This is a genomic window from Geomonas sp. Red32 (assembly GCF_023652955.1).
Lineage (GTDB): Bacteria > Desulfobacterota > Desulfuromonadia > Geobacterales > Geobacteraceae > Geomonas.
The window spans coordinates 1,081,489-1,099,969 of sequence record NZ_JAKLOY010000001.1 but is presented as its reverse complement, the minus strand read 5'-3'; the positions used below and the strand labels follow the sequence as shown (position 1 = coordinate 1,099,969).

The following is an 18,481-nucleotide window of genomic DNA, read 5'->3' as shown; positions in this document are numbered from 1 at the left end:
GCGGTGAAAGGACCGACATGATCAAGTTCATCCAAAAACCCCAGGGAGCCTCGCTGGCCTTCATGTTGGCCGGTGCCGCCTGGTTCGTGGTCGGTGCCCTCTACGGCATGGTCTCGGCCATCCACTTCGTCTCCCCCGAATTCTTCTCCAACATCCCGGCGCTGGTCTTCGGGCGCGAGCGTCCCATCCACGTCAACACCATGCTCTACGGATTCACCGGGACCATGCTGATCGGCGCCGGCCTCTACTACGTTCCCGCCCTCTTGCGGACCCGCCTCTGGTCGGAGCCGCTCGCCTGGGCGGGCTTCCTCTTCTGGAACATCACCATCGCGAGCGGCCCGCTTTGCTTCTCGTTCGGCTACACCCAGGGGCGCGAATACAGCGAGTACGTCTTCTGGGCCGACGTGTCGCTGGTGTTCGCCGTGCTCTGCCTGATCGTCGATGTGGTGATGACCATCGCCCACCGGCGCGAGAAGCAGCTCTACGTCTCGGTCTGGTACCTAGTCGCCGCCCTCCTCTGGACCGCCTGCAACTATCCCCTGGGGAACGTGATGTGGCACCCCTCCACCGGGGCGATGCCGGGGCTGATCGATTCCCTCTTCCTCTGGTTCTGGGGGCACAACCTGCCCGGGCTCTTGATCACCCCGCTCGCGACCGGCGCCGCCTACTTCGTCATCCCCCGCGCCGCCCGCGCCCCCCTCAACTCCCACACCCTTTCGCTGGCGGGATTCTGGTTCCTGGTGGCGCTCTACACCCACATCGGGGGGCACCACGTTCTCCAGTCGCCGATCCCTAACTGGCTGAAGACGGTTTCGGTGGTCGATTCGGTGGCCATGATCGTCCCGGTCTCCATCGTGGTCTTGAACCTCTGGCTCACCGCCCGCTTCTTCGGGGGAAGGGTCTGGAGCGATCCGGCGGCGAGGCTCGTGATGGGAGGGATCGTCTGGTACATCGTCACCTGCGTGCAAGGGCCTTTGCAGTCGCTTCCCTTCATGCAGCGGGTGACCCACTTCAACAACTGGACGATCGGGCACGCCCACATCGCCATGCTCGGCTTCGGCGGCTACATCGCGCTCGGCACCATGTGGCACGTGATCCCGCTCGTCACCGGGAAGAGCCTCTACAGCGAAAAGCTGGTGAGCCTGCAGTTCGGGCTGATCACCGTCGGCCTGACCGGTTTCTTCGTGGTCCTCACCATCGCCGGCCTCATCCAGGGGGGCGCCTGGCATAACGGCGAAACCGTCTACCGGGTGCTTCCCGAGCTCGCCCCCTACTTCATCTGCCGGGCGGCACTCGGCATCTTCATCCTGACCGGAGCCCTGGTCGGCCTCTACAACCTGGCGATGACCCTGTGGCGCGGCGAAGAGCTTTCGGCCGAGGAGCTGCAACGGGCGGAGGAAGCGGCATGAAGATGACCCCGGCCCTGCTCATCATCGGCGCGCTCATGGTCTTCTGGGCCTCCACCTTCATCATCGTAGGGATCCCCTCCATGACCATGAAGGAGACCCCCTCCGAGATCTGGCGCCCCCTCACCGCCGAGGAGGAGGCCGGCCACCGCCTGTACGTCGCCAACGGCTGCAGCTACTGCCACTCCCTCTTCATCAGGAACAGCGACTGGGATATCGGCGCCGAAAGGATCGCCCAAAGCGGCGACTACGTCGGGGTGGAACCGGCCATCCTCGGGAGCGAGCGGACCGGCCCCGACCTCTCGCAGGAAGGGGGCGAGCACCCGGACGACTGGCACCTGTCGCACTTCAAGAACCCCCGCTACACGAGCCCGGTCTCACTGATGCCCTCCTGGGAATTCCTGGGGGAGAAGGATATCCGGCAGTTGACTGCCTACGTGCAGGCGCTGGGGGGGAAAGCAGCCGACCGCCGGGTGGAGCGGCAAAAGCGGTGGAAGGCGGCGGCGGTGGCGGCGTACAACTCCGGCCCAGACCGCAACGTCGAGTGGATCCACAGCCAGGTTCCCGAAGTCTGGCGCAGGATGCCTAACCCCTACCCCGCCACCCAGGCCGTCCTGCAGCGGGGGAAGCGGATCTACCAGGACTTCTGCATCAACTGCCACGGCCCGATCGGGGACGGTAAGGGACCGGCCGCCAAGGACGTCTTCCCGCCGCCGCTCAACTTCACCATCCTCAGGCGGCACCTCGTTGAGAACCGGTACATCGGCGGGATCTTCTATTACCAGATCATGAACGGCATCACCGGCACCGGCATGCCGTACTTCAAGAAGCACCTGGAGTCCGAGAAGATCTGGGACCTGGCCAACTACCTCGGGGTCTATTTCGTCGGCTACACCGATGCCAACATCGAGCCGCGCGGGATCGACGCCTCCTACGAGGAACAATGGACGAACCCCTACAAGCCGCCGGCGCTGCCGCCCGGGGCCAGTCCCCCCCCATCCTCACCCCGCCCCTCCCCTTGAAGGGGAGGGAGGTAAAACAGCTAGCCTGGTCCACCAGGTCCACCGGGTCCACATGGTCCACCGTTGGTTGGCCTGCGAAAGGAGAAACGCGATGCAAAGCCCGTTCGAGGGAACGACCTTTCTGGTGATGTGGGCCCTCTTCTTTCTCCTCATGTGTGGGGGATTGTGGGCCTTTTTCCTCTGGGCGATCCGTTCCGGTCAATTCGAGGACCAGGACCGGGCCCGGTACCTCCCGCTAGAAAGCGGGATCCCGAAGGAACTTGACGAGCAGGGGGCGCTGGCCCCCAAAAGCGGGAGGCCGCAGCCATGATGCTGTACATCTACGTCCAGCAGAACCAGTGGATCGTGGCGACCGTGCTGGCCGGAATCGCGCTGGTGCTCCTCTTCTGCCTCATCTACCAGGCCATGTGGCACCCGCGCGGCGTGGAGAAGAAGGCGGAGGAGGTCGAGGTCACCGGGCCGCCCAACTTCTTCCGGTGGCTGCTGAGCTTCGTCCCCTGGGTGCTGATCTTGATCGTAATCGGATGCGCCATCTTCACCGTCGCCACCATCGCGTCCAAGAGCGCTAATCCGCCTAACTGGTGAGGCCGACATGGAATATCCCCGATTCGACGAAGACCAGGAGATCTCGGTCCTGGCCAGTTGGCTGATCATCATCGCCTTCAGCGCGGCCATCATGCTCTTTGGCTGGATCGTGTACGTGGTGGTGCCCGACGCCCCCCGCTACTGGGATTTCGGGCAGTTCGCCGATACCCCGGCTGACTCCCCCTACTCCACCAGGACTCCACCGGGGGCGGTCAAGCTGCAGCGGCAGATTCCGCCCCTACCCGAGGCCCAGCCCCAGAACCCGGTGCCCGCGGAGTTGAAGCCGCAAGGAGCCAGAAGGTGAAAAAGAAGCTGCTGATAGGGGCCATCGTTATCCCCCCGCTGCTGTTCGGCGCCCTGTTCCTTTTCGTGCTGTACGAGGGGCCGCGCATGACCGTGCAGCATCACCTGCGCGAGTTCCAGATGATCATGCCGCAGCGCCCGGCAGACAGCGTCACGGCGACGCCTCCCGCCCGAATCCCATCTCCCGCGGAGGCGGCGCAGCTGAAAAACCCGCTCCCTCCCACCCCGCAAAACCTGGCCGCCGCCCGGGTCTACTACCTTTGCTATTGCGTCTTCTGTCACGGGGACAGCGGAGCCGGGGACGGCCCCGTCGGTGAGAGCTACATCCCCCGTCCCGCCGATCTCAGGAGCGCACGGGTGGCAGGCTACCGGGATGGCCAAATCGTCCGCGCCATGCTGACCGGCGTGGGGCACGAGCCGGTCCTCGAGCGGGTGGTCCCGCCGGAATACCGCTGGTACCTGGCCCTTCACGTCCGTTCGCTCTCCGCCGCAGGCACCTCCCGGTAAAAAGTCCCCCTTGTTAAAGGGGGATTCAGGGGGATTTGCCTCTCGATCCGTAGAAGCAAATCCCCCCTGTCCCCCCTTCGACAAGGGGGGGCCCGGTTTCCCCTCGGAATTATTGGAAGAACCATTAAAAAAGGAGGGGGGGAGCGGGAGACTTTTGCCGAGTTCCTGTTAATCTAATGTAATCGAAAAGTCTCTCATCTCCATTAACCACAGAAAGGATCCATCATGCAGATGGTCAGCCACAACCTCTGGATCGGCTTCGCAGGCGGACTCCTTGCCTTCGCCCATTGCCTTGGGATGTGCGGCGGCTTCGTCCTTCACCTCTCCCAGGAAAAAGACCGCAACCGGATGGTCGCCGGGCAGCTCCTCTGGCAGGGGGGGAGAATCCTCACCTACACGCTGTTGGGGGCCGTGGCTGGCTATGCGGGAAGCTTTCTCTCCTCCCTTTTCTTCGATAATCCCCTCTTCCGGAACCTCCTGACCTACCTCGCCGGGGGGGTCATCATCCTGATGGGGCTGAGCCTTCTTGGGCTTCTCCCGATCCGGGGCACCGGCCCCTTCAGCTCCTGCGCCGGGCTGATTGCCTCCTTCAGCGGCAAGTTCTTCAAGGGGAACTCTCCGGGCGCCGCCCTCACGCTCGGCATGGCCACCGGCTTTCTCCCCTGCCCCATCGTGGTCGCCTTCCTCGCCTATGCCCTGCAGACCGGCTCGGCGATGAGCGGGACGGTCACCATGTTCGCACTCGGGGTGGGGACCTCCATTCCCCTGCTGACCCTGGGAGTGGTGACCCGGATTTCCAAACTGCACCTGAGGAGCTGGGCGCCGAAGGCGGGAGGGGTCATCCTCATCCTGCTCGGCGTCACCACCGCCTTACGCGGCACCGCCGCCTTCCACCACCTGCTCGGCTGCCCGTCCGGCCCCGCCCACCAGGAGGCGGTGAGCCAAGAAAAGCCCTGCTGCACCGGCAAGATGCACAATGGCGGAGGGATCTAGCTTCACAAGCCCCTCGCCCCTTCAGGTGAGAAGGTGGCCGAAGGCCGGATGACGGAGCTTTCCCTGCCACCCTCCCCAAAAAGAAAGAGCCCCGGCACGCAGTGTGTCGAGGCTCTCTCTTTTACCAATGCCCGCTCACGCTCCCCCCTGCCCTCCCCTGGAGGGGGGAGCGTGAGTGGGTCGAGGGAGTGCCGATGCGGAAACTCTCCCGCACGAGGTGGGGGAGGTTCCCTCCCCTTCAAGGGGAGGGACAGGGTGAGGATGGGGTCAGTCAGGTTGCCCCTTACTTCTTATGGCAGTCGAAGCATTTGGTGGGGCCGGCACCCTTGTCGGCGTGGCAGGCCTTGCAGGTGGAGTGGGCGAATTCCTTGCCGAACCCTTCGATCTTGCCGGGGCCCTTCTGGTGACAGATCTTGCAGTCCTTCAGCATCTCCTGGTGTTTTTTGTGGGGGAAGGTGACGTTGCCGGGTTTGGCGGGGAAGGTCATCACGTCGGCGGCCATGGCCATGGAAGCGCTGAAGGCGATCACTGCAATAGAGGCGATAAACTTTTTCATGGTGCTGCTCCTTTCAGGTTTGATGGTGAATTTTGCTACGAACTGTGGCAATAAATACCATTGCGTGTACGCTGTGGGTATCGACATCTATAGCAGTGTGACCCGATGTCGGGTCCCCAATGTGCTGAAATGACGGGAGGAGACGCGTTAGAGATGGACCAGGCTTCCGACAGGCCCGATAGAACTCCACCCCCCAGTGTCGCCATCGACGGAACAAAAATCCGGAACGTTCGCGAGACCAAGAAACTGACCCAGCTGTACGTGGCTAGCGTGGTCGGGGTGACGACCGACACCATCTCCCGCTGGGAGAACAACCGCTATCCCACTATCAAGCGCGATAACGCCGAGAAGCTGGCCCAGGCCCTGGAGGTCGAGCTGGAGGAGATCCTGCGGCAGGAGGAGCCCGCCGGGGAGACGCCTCCTCCCCCGCTCGAGCCCGCCCGCGACCGCCAGCTCCCCCGGCTCCTGCTGGGTGCGGTCCTGGTAGCGGTACTGGTGGCGGGGTACCTCTTCACACGCAGGCCAGCCGCCCCGCCGGTCGCCGTCCGCTGGGCCCCGTCCTTCGCGGCCCCCGGCGAACTGATCCCGGTCCAGATCAAGGTTTCCCGGCCCCCGGGCGAGCCGGTCAACTTCATCGTCAAGGAATCGGCCCCGGCCGGCTTCCGGATTTTCAGCTCGATGCCGGCCACCTCGGCCACGGGTACCTCGATGAAATGGCTGGTCCCCCACGGCAACTCCCCGGTGGTGCTCTCCTACACGGTCCGGGTGCCGGACTCCCCCCTCTCGGCGACCGGGAGGTTCAAGGGGGAGATCGTGATCAGGACCGGTAACGACACGCGGACGGAGGCCATCGGCGGCAGCGACGCCGTCCGGATCGGTTACTGGCACTGGGCGGACACCAACGGCGACGGCGTCATCGACGACAACGAGATCATGCCGGCCTACTTCATATGCGAAGACATGAAGGGACTCGGGCTCGACTGGAAGACCATTGAGGACATCTGGAACGGCAAGGGGTACCGCTGGGATCGGCAGAAAGGGTTCATGGTAGTTAAGTAGCTGTGGTGAGTCAGGATTTCCCCCGCGGGAGGTTTCCGGCTGATGCACCTGAGGCGCCTGATACCATCTAATCGTTTTCCGATGCTGTGGGGCGCTTTGCTCGTCCTGCTCGTAGCCATCCCTCTGTCCTACGCCCAGGAGTCCACCTTCACCGGACTCACCATCCCTCCTGGCCCGGCGTTCAACGTCGCTCCCCAGTTCGGCGGCAGCCTCCCGCGCGGCCCCCAGGTCGCAGCCGACGAGCTCCTTCCCCTCTCCATGCAACAGGCCATCCAGCTCGGGCTCGCCAACAACCTCGGGCTTTTGCTGAGCCGGGAGGGGATCGAATCCGCCCGCGGCCAGCGCTGGGTGGAGCTCAGCAGGCTCCTTCCCAACCTCACCACCTCGGCAAGCGTTCACCGCCTCAAGGAAAGCCTCGCCATCACCGGCATCTCGGTCCCCGGCGTCCCCTCCGTAGTCGGCCCCTTCAACTATTACGACGGCAGGATCTTCCTCACCCAGCGGATCTTCGACCTGGAGGCGATCGAGCGGACGCGCGCGGCAGGGCACGAGGTCGCGGCGGCCAGCTATTCGGAGAAGGATGCCCGCGAGCTGGTGGTGGTCGCGGTCGGCGCCGCCTACCTCCAGGCTTTGACCGCCGAGGCCCGGGTCCAGACGGTGGGAGCCCAGCTCGTCACCGCCAGCACCATCCTCGACCGCGCCGTCGAACTTCACAAGGCCGGCGTCACCCCCGGGATCGACGAGCTGCGGGCCCGGGTGGAGGTTCTGGCGAGGACCCAGCAGCTGATCGTGGCGGAGAATGACCTCGCCAAGCAGAAGCTCACCCTCAACCGGATGATCGGGCTACCGGTCGGAGAGGAAGTCACCCTCACCGACCAGGCCCCCTTCGAGCCGGTCCTCGTCCTTCCCGCTCCTGAGCTGATCACCCGCGCCCTCGCCTCTCGCGACGACTATCAGGCTGCCGAGCGCCTCGTCAAGGCCGCCGAATCCACCCATGCGGCCGCCCTCGCGCAGCGCCTCCCCGCCCTCGTACTCGATGCCGATTACGGCTCCACCGGCCTCACCCTCTCCACCATGAAGGAGACCTACCACATCGTGGGGAGTCTGAAGCTCCCGATCTTCGAGGGGGGAAGGATCCACGGCGAGGTGCTCAGGGCCGAGGCCCAGGTGAAGCAGCGCCGCGATGAGCTTGAGGACCTGCGGGAAAGAATCGAGTACGAGGTGCGGACCGCCATCCTGGACATGCAGGCGGCCGCCCGCCAGGTCCAGCTTGCCACCAAAAGCACCGAGCTGGCCGAGACCACCCTGGCCCAGGCACAGGAGCGTTTCGCTGCCGGGATCGACAACAACCTCGCCGTGGTCCAGGCCCAGCAGTCGGTGGCGGCCGCCCACGAGGCCGAGCTTTCCAGCCTCTACCAGCACAACCTGGCGAAATTATTACTGGCCCGGGCGGTAGGTGGTTCCGACGCGGCCGTCTTCGGGGGGAAATGACCCTGGCAGCCTTCGCGATCGGGGTGGTGGTGGCCCCCATCCTCGGCCCCACCTTGGGGGGGTGGCTGACCGACCATTACACCTGGCGCTGGGCCTTCTACATCAACATCCCGGTCGGCGTGCTGACCGTCTTCATGACCAATCAGTTCGTGGAGGACCCGCCGTACATCCGTTCCGCGCGCCCCGGCAGGATCGATGCGGTCCTCATGCGCAACGTGGGGGGAAGCGTGGGGATTTCGATGGTGACTGCGCTTTTGGCCAGGCAGTCCCAGATTCACCAGTCCGACCTGATCTCGCGGCTCAACTTGGGGGGGGCATCTACGGGACGCGGGGGGAGTTGCTGCTCAAGGGGGTGAAAGCGAAGAAAGGGGGTGAAAGCGAAGAAAGGGGGGGACGCCGGTACACTGACGATCCTTTGCAAAGGCAAATCCCCCCTGTCCCCCCTTCGCAAAAGGGGGGACCTGTTGCCCGGAAAGGTGCTGATTTCTCCTATATCTATCTATGTTCACTTCTTCTATCTTCATTTCTCCTGCTATTCCACTATCTTCAGCTCGTTTTTCAGCTTCATCTTGCGGTGGACGCCTTTGGCGATCTCCTCGGCGCGGTCGCGGCCGGCGAAGCGCTCCTCCATCAGTGCGCCGTCTGCCTGAGCCCGAGCACGTCTACCAGGGACTGGTAGCCGAGGTTTCCCAGCGGCAGGGTTGCCACCGGCTGGGCCTTCACCCCCTGGCAGACCCGGGCGTCCTTGGTGGGGGAGACGATCATCAGGATCTGGGTGCCGTTACGGGGCGCGCCCCAGGAGGCGGGATCGGGGTAGGCCAGGTACTCCCCCTCTTTCAGGAGATCGCCGCCAACCTCGCCGCAGCCGTGCAGCGTAGTCTCCAGGAACGTGCCGAGGTAACCGGGGGTGATGACCGCTTCGAGCGCCGGCTTCATGAAGACCAGCACCGGGATGCCGAGCTCGCGGGCGGCCACGAAGGCGTTTTTGATGTAGTCGAGCGGGATCAGCTCCTGGTGCATATCGTCGCAGGTGAGGGTCACTTCGCTCAGTCCCGCCTGCTGGAGGTCGAGAAGGGTGTGGAATGCCCCCTTGGGACTGGCCGCCCAGTAGGCGTTGGTGACCACCCGGCTCCTCAGCCCCCGCTTCTGGGCGTGGAGGAGGACCTGTTCGATTTCGTAACGCTTGAGGAGCGGCTCTCCCCCCGCGAAGACGATGGTGCTCAGGCATCCGAGCACCCACGCCTCGTCGATCACCTCGATCATGAAGGGTGCGTCGAGGAAGGGACCGTTCCACGGGCCGGACTTGGTCTCGCACTCACGGCAGCTGACCGGACAGTCGTGAGTGACATGAAACTGCAGACGGTGTAAAGGCATCCTCCACCTCCTTGCCCGTGGCGTTTCGCTGGCATCCGGTTATTCAATTGTGGATCTGCTATCGGCGCGGATGGATAAAGAGTGCCATAAAGATTAATAAAATCAAATTTTATGGATGGGAGGTGCTATCGCTGCGGTATTTTTGCTTTGATCGGCGGGGGGAACAGTCACGGCCGGCAAGGAAGCTTCGGCTATGACGCCGTCAGCATCAGGCTTGCCGTACCATGAGCCACGAGCTTGCCGTGCTGATTGGTGACGGTGATGTTGAGACTGGCCATCCTCTTCCCCTGGTGAACAAGCTGAGAGCGGGCGGTCAGGACGTCGCCCACGGCGGCCGGGCGGACGTAGGTGACGTTGAGGTTGGTGGTTGTGCAGAGCCTTCCGGAAGGAAGGAGCGGCCGCGGGAAAAAGGAGACGGTGTCCATCAGGGTGGCGATGAGCCCGCCGTGCGCGCCGCCGAAGTAGTTTTGGTGGATGCCGGCGACGGTGACCTCCATGATGGCGTAGTCGTCGCCGATCTCGCGCAGGTGGATATCGAGGGTGCGCAGGAGGGAGATGGCGTTGCCGGAGGCGAGGGTGGCCGGTTCGATCGGCTTCATGTCTGCTCCTTTTCCATCCCGCTAGCAGGATTCCGACTCGACCTGTTCCAGAAGTTCCAGGGCCTCCCGGTCCTCGTACTCCTCGAACAGCTCGCGGATGTTGTTGAGGTAGGAATGGACGAGGAAGAGTTCGTCCAGGTGCCTCCCGCCCGCCGCCTCCGGATCGGCCGCCGCGGCGAGCTTCTCCTTGAAGCGCTCCCAGAAGAGGTTGGTCTTTTCCGGGTCGTCGATGTGGCGCCTCAGCATGGCAACCACCCTCTTGGCGTTGCCGTCGCCGTCGATCCCCTTGAAGCTCACATAGCGGTCGGTACTCTTTGCTTTCATCTGGGCGGTATCCTCCATTCTTTCAATGAGACGTTTCTGAAGCAACCAATGTCGTCATTGACAGAAGGGCACCGTTGGCCGGGGCGACTATAGCATGGATGAAATGGGCTAAGGCAACAAAATGTCACCGGCTGGGCGTAATGGTTGTATACCTTTGCCGATCTGGGGTACATTTTCCGTAACCTGCCCCGTTATCAATGAATGAAAGAGGCCCGGACAAGTGTGAACCACCTTTTTTATCACATCAACCCGATTTACCTGATCTATCTGCTTTACGGCGCCTCTTTCTTCTTCCTGGGAGTTGCCATAGCGGCAAAGGACATGGAAGGGAGCGAGCTCGGCCTGGCGGACAGCCTCTGGCTTTTGGGGGCTTTCGGATTCCTCCACGGGATCCGTGAGTGGCTCGAGCTTGGCCCCCTGATCGAGGGGGGGAGGCTTAGCGCCGATCAGATCCTCGCCGAAAAGGCCCTGGCCGCGGTGCTCGCCACGGCGTCATTCGTCTGTCTGCTCCGGTTCGGAATATCACTTTCCCGGGGGCTCCACACCTTCCGGCTGCCATGGGCCGAGCGGGTCACCCTGCCGCTGCTGGCCGCCTGGGTGGCCATCAATATCTACCAGACGGCGGACGTCAAGACGCCGCTTTGGCTTCCTTTGCTGGAGCGGGCGGAGTTCGCTTCGCGGATCACTTTCGGGATCGCCGGTGGCCTGCTGGCCGGCTACGGCCTGCTCGCCCACTCCCGGGAACTGGCCGGGCTCAGCTTCCGCTTCTCCCGGAAGCTGCGGGCCACCGGCTTCGTCTTTCTCTTTTACGCCCTGCTGACCGTTTTCTCCCCGTCCTTTCCTATCGTCCTCCCGCTCCCCGTCGAGCTGTTGAGGACCCTTTCCGCCTTCCTGATCAGCTACTTCATCGTCAGCGCCCTCAACATCTTCGACGTCGAAACGAGGAAGAAGATTGAGCAGCAGGCTCGCCGGCTGGTCCAGGCCGAAAAGCTGACCTCGCTCGGCCAGCTCGCGGCCGGCATCGCCCATGAAATCAACAATCCCCTCACCAACGCATCTCTCGGCATCCAGCTGCTCACGAGGAAACTGGAAAAATCGGGGAATTCCGGCGAGATCACCGCGAAGCTTGCCGCCGTCGAGCATAATATCGAGCGCGCCTCGCTCATCGCCCAGGAACTGCTCCAGTTTTCCCGGCAGCAGGAGTCCGCCTTTACCCCGTTGCGGATCGAGGCGGTCGTACAGGCGGCGCTCACCCTGATGTCCTACCAGCTCAGGGGGATCACCGTGGTGAAGAAGCTTCCTCCCGGTCTCCCCGAGGTGATGGGGGACCAGGGGAAACTCGAACAGGTCTTCATCAACATCCTCGATAACGCGGTGCGCGCCATGCCGGGAGGCGGGACCATCACCCTCTCCGCCAGCCACAAGGGGAGCCTCGCCGAGATCGCCATCGCCGATACCGGGGTCGGTATCGAGCAGGAGAACCTCTCCCGCGCCTTCGATCCCTTTTTCACCACCAGGGAGCTCGGGGACGGCACCGGACTCGGGCTCTCCATTTGTTACGGCATCATCAGACAGCACGGCGGAAGCCTGGAGATCGCCAGCGCGGTAGGAAGAGGGACCACGCTGACGGTCAGGCTTCCGGTAAGGAGCCCCCATGAAGACAATTCTGGTCGTTGACGACGACGCCGAAATCCGTGGCCACCTGCTCGATCTCCTCCAGGGGGAGGGGTACGGCTGCGAGAGCGCCGGCTCCGTGAAGGAGGCGCTGGCCTTCTGCCGCCAGCGGGACTTCGACGTCATTCTCCTGGACCACCTCATGCCGGGGGGCACCGGGATAGACGCCCTCGCCGAGCTGCGCAGGGCCCTGCCGAAGGCAAAGATCATCATGATCACCGCCTTCGCCACGGTGGAGAACGCCATCGAGGCCATCAGGAAAGGTGCCGCCGACTACCTTTCCAAGCCGTTCAAGGTGCCGGAGTTGCTGACCACCATCAGGAAGGTCCTCGAAGAGGCCAAGTTCGAGGACGGCATCAGGTGCCTTGCCATCGACCAGACCCTGAGTGCCCTCGCCAGCCCGATCCGGCGGAACATCCTCAAGCTTCTTCACCAGGGAGAGCAGGTCCGTCTCATGGAGATCACCCGTGCGCTGGGGATCGACGACCACACCAAGGTTGTCTTCCACCTCAGAATCCTCAAGGAGGCAGGGGTCATCGAGCAGCACGAGGACAAGTCATACCTTCTCACCCGGGAGGGCTTGAGAGTGATGGACTGTCTTAAAACCCTGGAGCAGATCCTTTCCGAATGAAGATTGCCGCCAGACCGGCGGCAAACTCCCCTCCCCACGGAAGATGTGAAGAATACTTCACATCTTCGTGCCATTCTGTGAAAACCTTTTCCATTGTTCCAATTCTCATTGCTTCGTACTATTCCCCTCCAGATACTCGCCTACTTCAGCTCCTTCATTTCACCCAGAGTATTAGGCAGATTTAATGCTGTGCATTGGTCTTCTATTGCACAAAAACGTCCGGAGGCATCATGAAGCAAAGAATTTGGATGGGAATCATGGCAGCAGTCCTGGCAGCGACGTCGCTGCCGCTGGTCTCGACCGACGCCTGGGCGGTCGCCAACTATTCGCGCAGGTACGGCATCGACTGCTCGGTCTGCCACACCGTCTGGGGCGCGCTCACCGGCGCCGGTGTCCAGTTCAGGCTCTCCGGCTACCGCGCCATCGGCGGACACGACCTCAAGCCGGTCTCCCCCGACATGGAGATCTCCAACGGCCTGATCTCCATTCCGACCACCCTGCCGCTCTCCATCGTCACCGGTGTCGGCTACGAGTACCGGGCCGAGAAAAGGTATCCGGAAACCGGCGGCAGCAACACGAGGGTCGGCTCTTCCATAGCCCTCGAGGACGCCAGTATCTTCCTCACCTCGCCGGTCGGCAAGCACCTCTCCGCGTTCATCGAATTCCCGATGTACGAGACCAAGGCCTGGGAATTCACCCCGACCGGCCGCGCCGCTGCCAACGACCCCGCCACCGGCAATATCCAGTTCGCCTCCGCCTCCCCGGCCTTCGAGGTCGCCAAATTCTTCTGGAACAACCTCCTGCCGGAAGGAACCGTACCCCGTGACAGCGTCAGCCTGCTCGCCGGTATCACCCATCCGCCGCTGGCCTATTCCCCCGGCAAGGTCCGCCTCTCCATCAACCAGTACCTGATCTACGAGCGCCGCCCGCTCGATCTGATCAGCCCGAAGAAGACCGACACCTTCCTCACCAGCGACCAGGACGACGGGCTCTTCCGCCTGAGCGAGCCGCAGGTCCAGGCCGAGATTATGGGTATGGTCGTTCCCGGCCATGAGGTCACCGACGTCAGCAAGAAGGAGACCTTCTGGTTCGAATACCACGCCGGGGTGATGAACGCCTCGAACACCCACGCCGACAACAACGTCAGCAAGGCGGTCTACGGGCGCTACGTCATGCGCTGGTACGGGCAGTCCCTCGGGGTCTTCGGCTTCTACACCGGCAACATCTATGACGACTCCATCATCAACGCCGGCCAGGCCGCGGGCATCATGTCCGGCAAGCTCGCCAAGAACTCCGATTCCAGGATCGGCCCCGACATGACCCTGAGCCTCGCACCGTTCGGCATCCCGGTCTGGCTCGAGAACCAGTACATGTACAACCGGGAAGGGGATCCGACCGGTTTCGGCAAGGAGTTCGTCTGGCAGGGCGGCTTCCACCAGCTCAACTACCAGCCGACCAAGAAGTCGGTGGCCTACGCCCGCTACGACTGGCTGCGCGGCAACACCTACGACGACGGCCACAACGGCGCAACCAGGCCTACCGAATGGGACGTGGTGGCCGGGACCCAGTACCTGGTCACCCCCAACATGAAGCTGGCCGGCGAGTACCGCCATCACGAGTTCAGCGACCGGATCAGCACCGCCGGGCTGAAGGACGACGGGTTCTCGGCGAAATTCATGGTAGGCTTCTAGCTGCCGGCAGGAAATTACGGGGGAGGTCCTCCTCCCCCCGCTTCACGAGGTGAACATGACTCCATTCGCTAAAAGCACGCTGGCAGCCTGCGCGCTCGCCGGATTGGCCGCCGCCGCTTCTGCCGGGACCGTGGAAGAGGGCGCCAAGGCCTACCAGGAAATCTGCGCTCCCTGCCACTCCACGGATATGAGGCCGTTGGATGGCCTGCATCTTTCCCGCAGCCAATGGCAGGAGCAGATCGACCGGATGTCCGGCTTCGGAGCCGACATTCCCAGCGGCAAAGTGCCGGCACTGCTGGACTACCTCGTCGCCACCCACGGTCCGGCTGGAAACGGTCAGGGCGGTAAACAGACGAAGTAGGAAATAACTAACCGTATTTCAACGCCCTGCGTTCCCGCGGGGGAAAAGGGACGAACAAAAAGGGGACGGGCTACTTCGTAAAGAAGTGACCGTCCCCTTTGTCGTAACGTCTCGCTTATGACGATCCGGAAACTATTCCGGATCCCTCCCCCAAAGGGACGCCGGCGGCATCCTTTCCCTTTCTGGCCGCGGCTGCATCAGGCACCGTGCAGGATGGGAAGCCTTTGGAAAAAGGCCTCAATGGTGGGATTGAACCCGAAGGCAAGCGGTGTTGCGGCAGCCTCCTCCCGGGTGAACCAGCGAAGTTCCTGCCCCTCCATGAGGTCGATCTCCTCGATGACGAGGTTCGCCCTCTTCCAGAAGGTGTACTCGATCCGGTCCGGAAACTCGGTCCGCTCGAAGAGTTCAGCCCCTTTCAGCTCGAGCCCGATCTCCTCCCTCATCTCCCGGACGATGGTCTCTTCGGGCGTCTCTCCCGGCTCCACCCCTCCCCCCGGAATGTCCCACTGATTGGGGTAGCGGATATCGGGACGGTCGTCCCGCAAAAGGAGCAGCACCCGGTCCCGGTCGTCGACGAAGATGATGGAAGTCCCGGCCGGTTTCATGCCGGATTCACTTCCTGCCAAGGGCGCGCACGCTCTTCGCAGGCTGTCACCACCGTGAAGCGGTCGTCGAAGAGGTCCTCCAGGAGCGGGCGCACGTCGTTCCAGTTAAGCCCTCCCCCGCCGCATCCCGGCCGGGGGACGACGATCTCCGTCCAGCCGTGGAGATCGGCCAGCGCCCTCAGCTCCTCCGCCGACTGCCGGATGAGGCGGAGCTCCGGGTTCGACCAGGGAGTCTCCTCGACCGGAAAGCTGACCAGGCCGTCTCCGAGGAGATGGACATGGTTGCCGCCTTCCGCGAGCAGCGCTCCCAGCCGAAGCGGAAGTTCCGGGAAGCGCTCCTGCGCCTGCTTCGCGCAGCCGCGCCCGAGCACCGCACTCCCCTTCTTCGAGACCTGGCCGTTGGTCGTGATGCAGATGACCGCCCGTCCCAGGTGACGCCAGATGTCATCGACCGTTTCCCTGATGGCTCCTCCCGTCAACTCTCTCATAGCCGCATTTCTGCAGGAGTTTTAGCACACCGTTAGCTCAAAGGACAGGCTTTACTCGCGCCTTCGCTGAGAGCCGCCTTGCCAACATTGTTTTTGCGTCCACAATCTAAACCAGCAACATCTCAAACGATCGGGAGGATCAAGATATGGATCTGCAACTAGAGGGGAAACTCGCGCTGGTTACCGGTTCCACCAAGGGGATCGGCTTTTCGATAGCAAAAGCGCTGGCTGCCGAAGGGAGCCGCGTCATCGTGAACGGAAGACAAGAGGAGTCGGTAAGCGCCGCCATCCGTGGAATAAGGGAGCTCTTTCCGCAGGCGCGGCTGGAAGGTTTCGCCGGGGACCTGGCCACCGCCGCGGCCGCCAACGACCTGGTCCGCCGGTTCGGCGGGGTCGACATCCTGGTCAACAACCTCGGCATCTACGAGGCGAAGCCGTTCGAAGAGATCACCGATGAGGAATGGATGCACATCTTCCAGGTGAACGTGTTGAGCGCCGTGCGCCTCTCCCGCCACTACCTGCCGGGGATGAAAGAGCGCAACTGGGGGCGGATCATCTTTATCAGCAGCGAAAGCGGCATCCAGATCCCGGTGGAAATGGTGCATTACGGGATGACCAAGACCGCGATGCTGGCGGTCTCGCGCGGGATCGCCGAGGGATTGGCCGGGACCGGGGTCACCTCCAACGCAGTCCTCCCCGGCCCGACCCTTTCCGCCGGGGTGGAGGAATTCGTTTCCAGCGTCAGCGCCGGGAAACCGCTGGCCGAGTTCGAGCAGGAGTTCTTCCGGACCGTCCGCCCGACTTCGCTCCTGAAGCGCTTCGCCACCCCCGACGAGGTCGCGCCGCTGGTCGCCTTCCTGAGCAGCCCGCTATCCGCCGCCACCAACGGCGCGGCGTTGCGGGTCGATGGCGGCGTCGTTCGCGCCTGTTTCTAGACGGCCGGTTGTTTGAAACGGGGAGTTTTCAAGCTGGGTGAGAGACGGCAGGATTTCAACAGATAGAGGAGGCGTGGCTCAGGGAGGGCTCGTGGGGCCCTCCCTCTCGCACAGCGCCGCCGGTTACCCCTGGCAGCAGCTCGGCATGTTGTACTTTCCGGCGGCCTGCCTGATCTGGCCTTTCAGCTCCTTGATCTGCCCTTCGAGGGCGCTCACCTGGTGCGGGTCGACCGTGTCCTGGGCGTAGAGGCCGCGCAGCTCCAGATCCTTGGCTTTCAGTTCGCTCCTCAGGTTGGCCGTATCCTTGTTAAATTGCGGGGCAGCGGTGGCCTGGGGGCAGTTGCCGGTATCGCAGCAGGAATTTGCCGCCGATGCGCTTACCGCTCCCACCGAAAGAACCCCAACCGCCAGAGCTACCGCTGCAATCAATGCCTTATTCATGTCGTTTCTCCTTCAAAGATGGATTCGGACGTTTTGCCCGTTGCCTACCCTTATTGCCAGCTGCGTGCCAGATCGTTTCATTCGCCATAAGTCCGCGTTTTCATTAGATGCATTACCATGACCTCGCGGCGGGCGGCACGTAAGTTGTCGAATATCCCACGCACCGCAGCCTCTTCTCCGCAGATTTTCTCCAAAAGCGCCGCCAGGACCACCGCGCCGCGGGAAGAAGGCGAGCGGCCCGAGGAAATCCATCGTGCCATCCTCCCGCTCCTGGAGCCGGATTATCTCACCAAAACGTCCTCCTCACCCGACGTGGGGAATATTCTCCGCCGGCGGCGTCGGCGGTTGGGATGGCTTGCGTGCAGCGGGAAATGCCTAATATGACAAAACATGAAAAAACCGGCCGCAGTGATCTTGATTGGGATTCCCGCCAGTGGCAAGAGCACGTTCTGTAAGGACCTGCTCTTCACCACTGAGAGCATGTGACTAATCCACCCTCCTCACACCAAGCCCCCCTTTTTCTCAAAACAATACCGCCAAAATAAAACGCACGTAACACGCCAATAAATAAAAGGCCGATCCTGAAATCGCTCCTTCCAATCAGTCTACTGTTGACACTTAGTATAACTGCGTTATAATTTTGTCCCGGTTCCGCCACCCCCTTAGGTCACTGCGGCGGAATGCTTTCAAAATGGAGGATGTTATGACAGCCGAAGATCGCTTACAGGATCATGCGGACGGCTTTGTCGGGGCAATGACCGGCGTCACCCTCGCCGATGTCATCCAGATGAACGGCCATAACCGTTTCACCGGGTGTATGACGCTCGAGTACGGTGTCCGTGCGGGGAGCATCTTTTTCAGGGACGGGGAGGTCATCCACGCCGAACAGGGGGACATTTCGGGCGAGCAGGCGTTTTACCAGATCATCCGCTGGCCCGGCGGAAAGTTCCATCTCCAGCCCAAGGTGACCACCACCGCCTATACCATCAAGGCCACCCTCAACCATTTACTGTTGGAGGCAATGCGACTGATGGACGAGGATAACAAGGTGCCCAAGGAAGCGCCGGCCCCGGTGAAGGCCGCTGCTCCGGTTGAAAAGGCCAGGCAGAGCGTGGCAGGGGCGGTAAGCACCATTTCCGGGGTCGAATACGCCATCCTGGTCGGCAAAGACGGCACCTCGATCGACGACACCAGCTTCGACGGTGAGACATTGGCTGCCGAGACCACCTTCCTCGCCATGATCGGGAACACCATCGGAGGCGCGCTCGCCCTGGGAGAGGTCAAATCGGCGGTCGCCCACGGTAACGGCAAGCACCTGCTCCTCTTCGACTCCAAGAGCAGCTACCTCGGGGTGGCGGTCGAAAAGGGGAGTTCCGCGGTCAGCGTCGAGAACGACATCCGCAAGATGTTCGGTAGTAAGAAGTAACTCGGGAGGG

24 protein-coding genes are annotated in these 18,481 nt (G+C 62.7%); 16 read left to right on the top strand and 8 right to left on the bottom strand.

Features of this window, described 5'->3' with window-relative positions; translation table 11 throughout:
- The first annotated feature begins 17 nt into the window (after positions 1-17).
- The 7 genes from L4X63_RS04755 to L4X63_RS04725 all read left to right on the top strand — a co-directional run bounded on the left by L4X63_RS04755 (position 18) and on the right by L4X63_RS04725 (position 4,816).
- Positions 18-1,409: a cbb3-type cytochrome c oxidase subunit I gene (locus tag L4X63_RS04755; protein ID WP_250677441.1), complete on the top strand. Its 1,392-nt coding sequence runs from the start codon at positions 18-20 to the stop codon at positions 1,407-1,409.
- Positions 1,406-2,428: a cbb3-type cytochrome c oxidase subunit II gene (locus tag L4X63_RS04750; RefSeq protein ID WP_250677440.1), complete on the top strand. Its 1,023-nt coding sequence runs from the start codon at positions 1,406-1,408 to the stop codon at positions 2,426-2,428. The genes L4X63_RS04755 and L4X63_RS04750 overlap by 4 nt, the downstream gene beginning before the upstream one ends.
- 91 nt (positions 2,429-2,519) lie before the next feature.
- Entirely contained in the window at positions 2,520-2,738 is a 219-nt protein-coding gene (ccoS, locus tag L4X63_RS04745) for a cbb3-type cytochrome oxidase assembly protein CcoS (protein WP_250677439.1), read from the top strand.
- Entirely contained in the window at positions 2,735-3,013 is a 279-nt protein-coding gene (locus tag L4X63_RS04740) for a hypothetical protein (protein ID WP_250677438.1), read from the top strand. The genes ccoS and L4X63_RS04740 overlap by 4 nt, the downstream gene beginning before the upstream one ends.
- Before the next feature lie 7 nt (positions 3,014-3,020).
- On the top strand, positions 3,021-3,317 hold the full coding sequence (locus L4X63_RS04735; RefSeq protein ID WP_250677437.1) for a hypothetical protein: 297 nt from the start codon (positions 3,021-3,023) through the stop codon (positions 3,315-3,317).
- Positions 3,314-3,823 carry a c-type cytochrome gene (locus tag L4X63_RS04730; RefSeq protein ID WP_250677436.1) on the top strand — a complete coding sequence of 170 codons (510 nt, stop codon included), beginning with the start codon at positions 3,314-3,316 and terminating at the stop codon, positions 3,821-3,823. The genes L4X63_RS04735 and L4X63_RS04730 overlap by 4 nt, the downstream gene beginning before the upstream one ends.
- Positions 3,824-4,048: 225 nt before the next feature.
- Positions 4,049-4,816 carry a sulfite exporter TauE/SafE family protein gene (locus tag L4X63_RS04725; protein ID WP_250677435.1) on the top strand — a complete coding sequence of 256 codons (768 nt, stop codon included), beginning with the start codon at positions 4,049-4,051 and terminating at the stop codon, positions 4,814-4,816.
- A 283-nt stretch (positions 4,817-5,099) separates the two neighbouring features.
- Here L4X63_RS04725 and L4X63_RS04720 read toward each other — a convergent pair whose 3' ends face one another.
- Positions 5,100-5,372 (bottom strand): cytochrome c7, encoded by a 273-nt coding sequence (locus L4X63_RS04720; RefSeq protein ID WP_250677434.1) that lies wholly within the window; start codon positions 5,370-5,372, stop codon positions 5,100-5,102.
- A 153-nt stretch (positions 5,373-5,525) separates the two neighbouring features.
- Here L4X63_RS04720 and L4X63_RS04715 point away from each other — a divergent pair, with 153 nt between their 5' ends.
- The 3 genes from L4X63_RS04715 to L4X63_RS04705 all read left to right on the top strand — a co-directional run bounded on the left by L4X63_RS04715 (position 5,526) and on the right by L4X63_RS04705 (position 8,278).
- Positions 5,526-6,431: a helix-turn-helix transcriptional regulator gene (locus L4X63_RS04715; protein WP_250677433.1), complete on the top strand. Its 906-nt coding sequence runs from the start codon at positions 5,526-5,528 to the stop codon at positions 6,429-6,431.
- 81 nt (positions 6,432-6,512) lie between these two features.
- Positions 6,513-7,922 (top strand): TolC family protein, encoded by a 1,410-nt coding sequence (locus tag L4X63_RS04710; RefSeq protein WP_250677432.1) that lies wholly within the window; start codon positions 6,513-6,515, stop codon positions 7,920-7,922.
- A complete protein-coding gene (locus tag L4X63_RS04705) occupies positions 7,919-8,278 on the top strand; it encodes an MFS transporter (protein ID WP_250677431.1) in 360 nt (119 codons plus the stop codon). The genes L4X63_RS04710 and L4X63_RS04705 overlap by 4 nt, the downstream gene beginning before the upstream one ends.
- A 274-nt stretch (positions 8,279-8,552) precedes the next feature.
- Here the strand turns inward: L4X63_RS04705 and L4X63_RS04700 are convergent, their stop codons facing one another.
- The 3 genes from L4X63_RS04700 to cowN all read right to left on the bottom strand — a co-directional run bounded on the left by L4X63_RS04700 (position 8,553) and on the right by cowN (position 10,219).
- Positions 8,553-9,296: a radical SAM protein gene (locus tag L4X63_RS04700; RefSeq protein ID WP_250677430.1), complete on the bottom strand. Its 744-nt coding sequence runs from the start codon at positions 9,294-9,296 to the stop codon at positions 8,553-8,555.
- A 191-nt stretch (positions 9,297-9,487) separates the two neighbouring features.
- Positions 9,488-9,895 carry a PaaI family thioesterase gene (locus L4X63_RS04695; protein ID WP_250677429.1) on the bottom strand — a complete coding sequence of 136 codons (408 nt, stop codon included), beginning with the start codon at positions 9,893-9,895 and terminating at the stop codon, positions 9,488-9,490.
- A 21-nt stretch (positions 9,896-9,916) separates the two neighbouring features.
- A complete protein-coding gene (gene cowN / locus L4X63_RS04690; protein WP_250677428.1) occupies positions 9,917-10,219 on the bottom strand; it encodes a N(2)-fixation sustaining protein CowN in 303 nt (100 codons plus the stop codon).
- 222 nt (positions 10,220-10,441) lie between these two features.
- Here cowN and L4X63_RS04685 point away from each other — a divergent pair, with 222 nt between their 5' ends.
- The 4 genes from L4X63_RS04685 to L4X63_RS04670 all read left to right on the top strand — a co-directional run bounded on the left by L4X63_RS04685 (position 10,442) and on the right by L4X63_RS04670 (position 14,576).
- Positions 10,442-11,896: a sensor histidine kinase gene (locus L4X63_RS04685; RefSeq protein ID WP_250677427.1), complete on the top strand. Its 1,455-nt coding sequence runs from the start codon at positions 10,442-10,444 to the stop codon at positions 11,894-11,896.
- Positions 11,874-12,524 carry a response regulator gene (locus tag L4X63_RS04680; RefSeq protein WP_250677426.1) on the top strand — a complete coding sequence of 217 codons (651 nt, stop codon included), beginning with the start codon at positions 11,874-11,876 and terminating at the stop codon, positions 12,522-12,524. The genes L4X63_RS04685 and L4X63_RS04680 overlap by 23 nt, the downstream gene beginning before the upstream one ends.
- Positions 12,525-12,754: 230 nt before the next feature.
- Positions 12,755-14,215, top strand: coding sequence for a hypothetical protein (locus tag L4X63_RS04675; RefSeq protein ID WP_250677425.1), 1,461 nt, complete (start codon positions 12,755-12,757; stop codon positions 14,213-14,215).
- A gap of 55 nt (positions 14,216-14,270) precedes the next feature.
- Positions 14,271-14,576: a c-type cytochrome gene (locus tag L4X63_RS04670; protein WP_250677424.1), complete on the top strand. Its 306-nt coding sequence runs from the start codon at positions 14,271-14,273 to the stop codon at positions 14,574-14,576.
- A gap of 197 nt (positions 14,577-14,773) precedes the next feature.
- Here the strand turns inward: L4X63_RS04670 and L4X63_RS04665 are convergent, their stop codons facing one another.
- Both L4X63_RS04665 and L4X63_RS04660 read right to left on the bottom strand, forming a co-directional pair.
- Positions 14,774-15,181, bottom strand: coding sequence for an NUDIX hydrolase (locus L4X63_RS04665; protein ID WP_250677423.1), 408 nt, complete (start codon positions 15,179-15,181; stop codon positions 14,774-14,776).
- Positions 15,178-15,669, bottom strand: a complete 492-nt coding sequence (locus L4X63_RS04660; protein WP_284694457.1) for a macro domain-containing protein — start codon at positions 15,667-15,669, stop codon at positions 15,178-15,180. The genes L4X63_RS04665 and L4X63_RS04660 overlap by 4 nt, the downstream gene beginning before the upstream one ends.
- Positions 15,670-15,815: 146 nt before the next feature.
- On the opposite strand from L4X63_RS04660, the gene L4X63_RS04655 reads away from it, so the two are divergent.
- Positions 15,816-16,604, top strand: coding sequence for an SDR family NAD(P)-dependent oxidoreductase (locus L4X63_RS04655; RefSeq protein ID WP_250677422.1), 789 nt, complete (start codon positions 15,816-15,818; stop codon positions 16,602-16,604).
- A 123-nt stretch (positions 16,605-16,727) separates the two neighbouring features.
- Here the strand turns inward: L4X63_RS04655 and L4X63_RS04650 are convergent, their stop codons facing one another.
- Positions 16,728-17,045 (bottom strand): hypothetical protein, encoded by a 318-nt coding sequence (locus tag L4X63_RS04650; protein ID WP_250677421.1) that lies wholly within the window; start codon positions 17,043-17,045, stop codon positions 16,728-16,730.
- Positions 17,046-17,122: 77 nt separating this feature from the next.
- Positions 17,123-17,305 (bottom strand): hypothetical protein, encoded by a 183-nt coding sequence (locus L4X63_RS04645; RefSeq protein WP_250677420.1) that lies wholly within the window; start codon positions 17,303-17,305, stop codon positions 17,123-17,125.
- A 443-nt stretch (positions 17,306-17,748) separates the two neighbouring features.
- Between L4X63_RS04645 and L4X63_RS04640 the strand changes: the two genes are divergently transcribed.
- Positions 17,749-18,471, top strand: coding sequence for a DUF4388 domain-containing protein (locus L4X63_RS04640; RefSeq protein WP_250677419.1), 723 nt, complete (start codon positions 17,749-17,751; stop codon positions 18,469-18,471).
- Positions 18,472-18,481: the final 10 nt, after the last annotated feature.

Excerpts from the sequence above, each read along its gene's own strand:
- L4X63_RS04740 (WP_250677438.1), top strand. The coding sequence starts at position 2,735 with ATGATGCTGTACATCTACGTCCAGCAGAACCAGTGGATCGTGGCGACC.
- L4X63_RS04710 (WP_250677432.1), top strand. The coding sequence starts at position 6,513 with ATGCTGTGGGGCGCTTTGCTCGTCCTGCTCGTAGCCATCCCTCTGTCC.
- L4X63_RS04680 (WP_250677426.1), top strand. The coding sequence starts at position 11,874 with ATGAAGACAATTCTGGTCGTTGACGACGACGCCGAAATCCGTGGCCAC.
- L4X63_RS04715 (WP_250677433.1), top strand. The coding sequence starts at position 5,526 with ATGGACCAGGCTTCCGACAGGCCCGATAGAACTCCACCCCCCAGTGTC.
- L4X63_RS04700 (WP_250677430.1), bottom strand. The coding sequence starts at position 9,296 with ATGCCTTTACACCGTCTGCAGTTTCATGTCACTCACGACTGTCCGGTC.
- L4X63_RS04750 (WP_250677440.1), top strand. The coding sequence starts at position 1,406 with ATGAAGATGACCCCGGCCCTGCTCATCATCGGCGCGCTCATGGTCTTC.
- L4X63_RS04655 (WP_250677422.1), top strand. The coding sequence starts at position 15,816 with ATGGATCTGCAACTAGAGGGGAAACTCGCGCTGGTTACCGGTTCCACC.
- L4X63_RS04720 (WP_250677434.1), bottom strand. The coding sequence starts at position 5,372 with ATGAAAAAGTTTATCGCCTCTATTGCAGTGATCGCCTTCAGCGCTTCC.
- ccoS (WP_250677439.1), top strand. The coding sequence starts at position 2,520 with ATGCAAAGCCCGTTCGAGGGAACGACCTTTCTGGTGATGTGGGCCCTC.
- cowN (WP_250677428.1), bottom strand. The coding sequence starts at position 10,219 with ATGAAAGCAAAGAGTACCGACCGCTATGTGAGCTTCAAGGGGATCGAC.
- L4X63_RS04660 (WP_284694457.1), bottom strand. The coding sequence starts at position 15,669 with ATGAGAGAGTTGACGGGAGGAGCCATCAGGGAAACGGTCGATGACATC.
- L4X63_RS04695 (WP_250677429.1), bottom strand. The coding sequence starts at position 9,895 with ATGAAGCCGATCGAACCGGCCACCCTCGCCTCCGGCAACGCCATCTCC.
- L4X63_RS04725 (WP_250677435.1), top strand. The coding sequence starts at position 4,049 with ATGCAGATGGTCAGCCACAACCTCTGGATCGGCTTCGCAGGCGGACTC.
- L4X63_RS04640 (WP_250677419.1), top strand. The coding sequence starts at position 17,749 with ATGACAGCCGAAGATCGCTTACAGGATCATGCGGACGGCTTTGTCGGG.
- L4X63_RS04705 (WP_250677431.1), top strand. The coding sequence starts at position 7,919 with ATGACCCTGGCAGCCTTCGCGATCGGGGTGGTGGTGGCCCCCATCCTC.
- L4X63_RS04735 (WP_250677437.1), top strand. The coding sequence starts at position 3,021 with ATGGAATATCCCCGATTCGACGAAGACCAGGAGATCTCGGTCCTGGCC.
- L4X63_RS04650 (WP_250677421.1), bottom strand. The coding sequence starts at position 17,045 with ATGAATAAGGCATTGATTGCAGCGGTAGCTCTGGCGGTTGGGGTTCTT.
- L4X63_RS04670 (WP_250677424.1), top strand. The coding sequence starts at position 14,271 with ATGACTCCATTCGCTAAAAGCACGCTGGCAGCCTGCGCGCTCGCCGGA.
- L4X63_RS04755 (WP_250677441.1), top strand. The coding sequence starts at position 18 with ATGATCAAGTTCATCCAAAAACCCCAGGGAGCCTCGCTGGCCTTCATG.
- L4X63_RS04675 (WP_250677425.1), top strand. The coding sequence starts at position 12,755 with ATGAAGCAAAGAATTTGGATGGGAATCATGGCAGCAGTCCTGGCAGCG.
- L4X63_RS04645 (WP_250677420.1), bottom strand. The coding sequence starts at position 17,305 with ATGGCACGATGGATTTCCTCGGGCCGCTCGCCTTCTTCCCGCGGCGCG.
- L4X63_RS04665 (WP_250677423.1), bottom strand. The coding sequence starts at position 15,181 with ATGAAACCGGCCGGGACTTCCATCATCTTCGTCGACGACCGGGACCGG.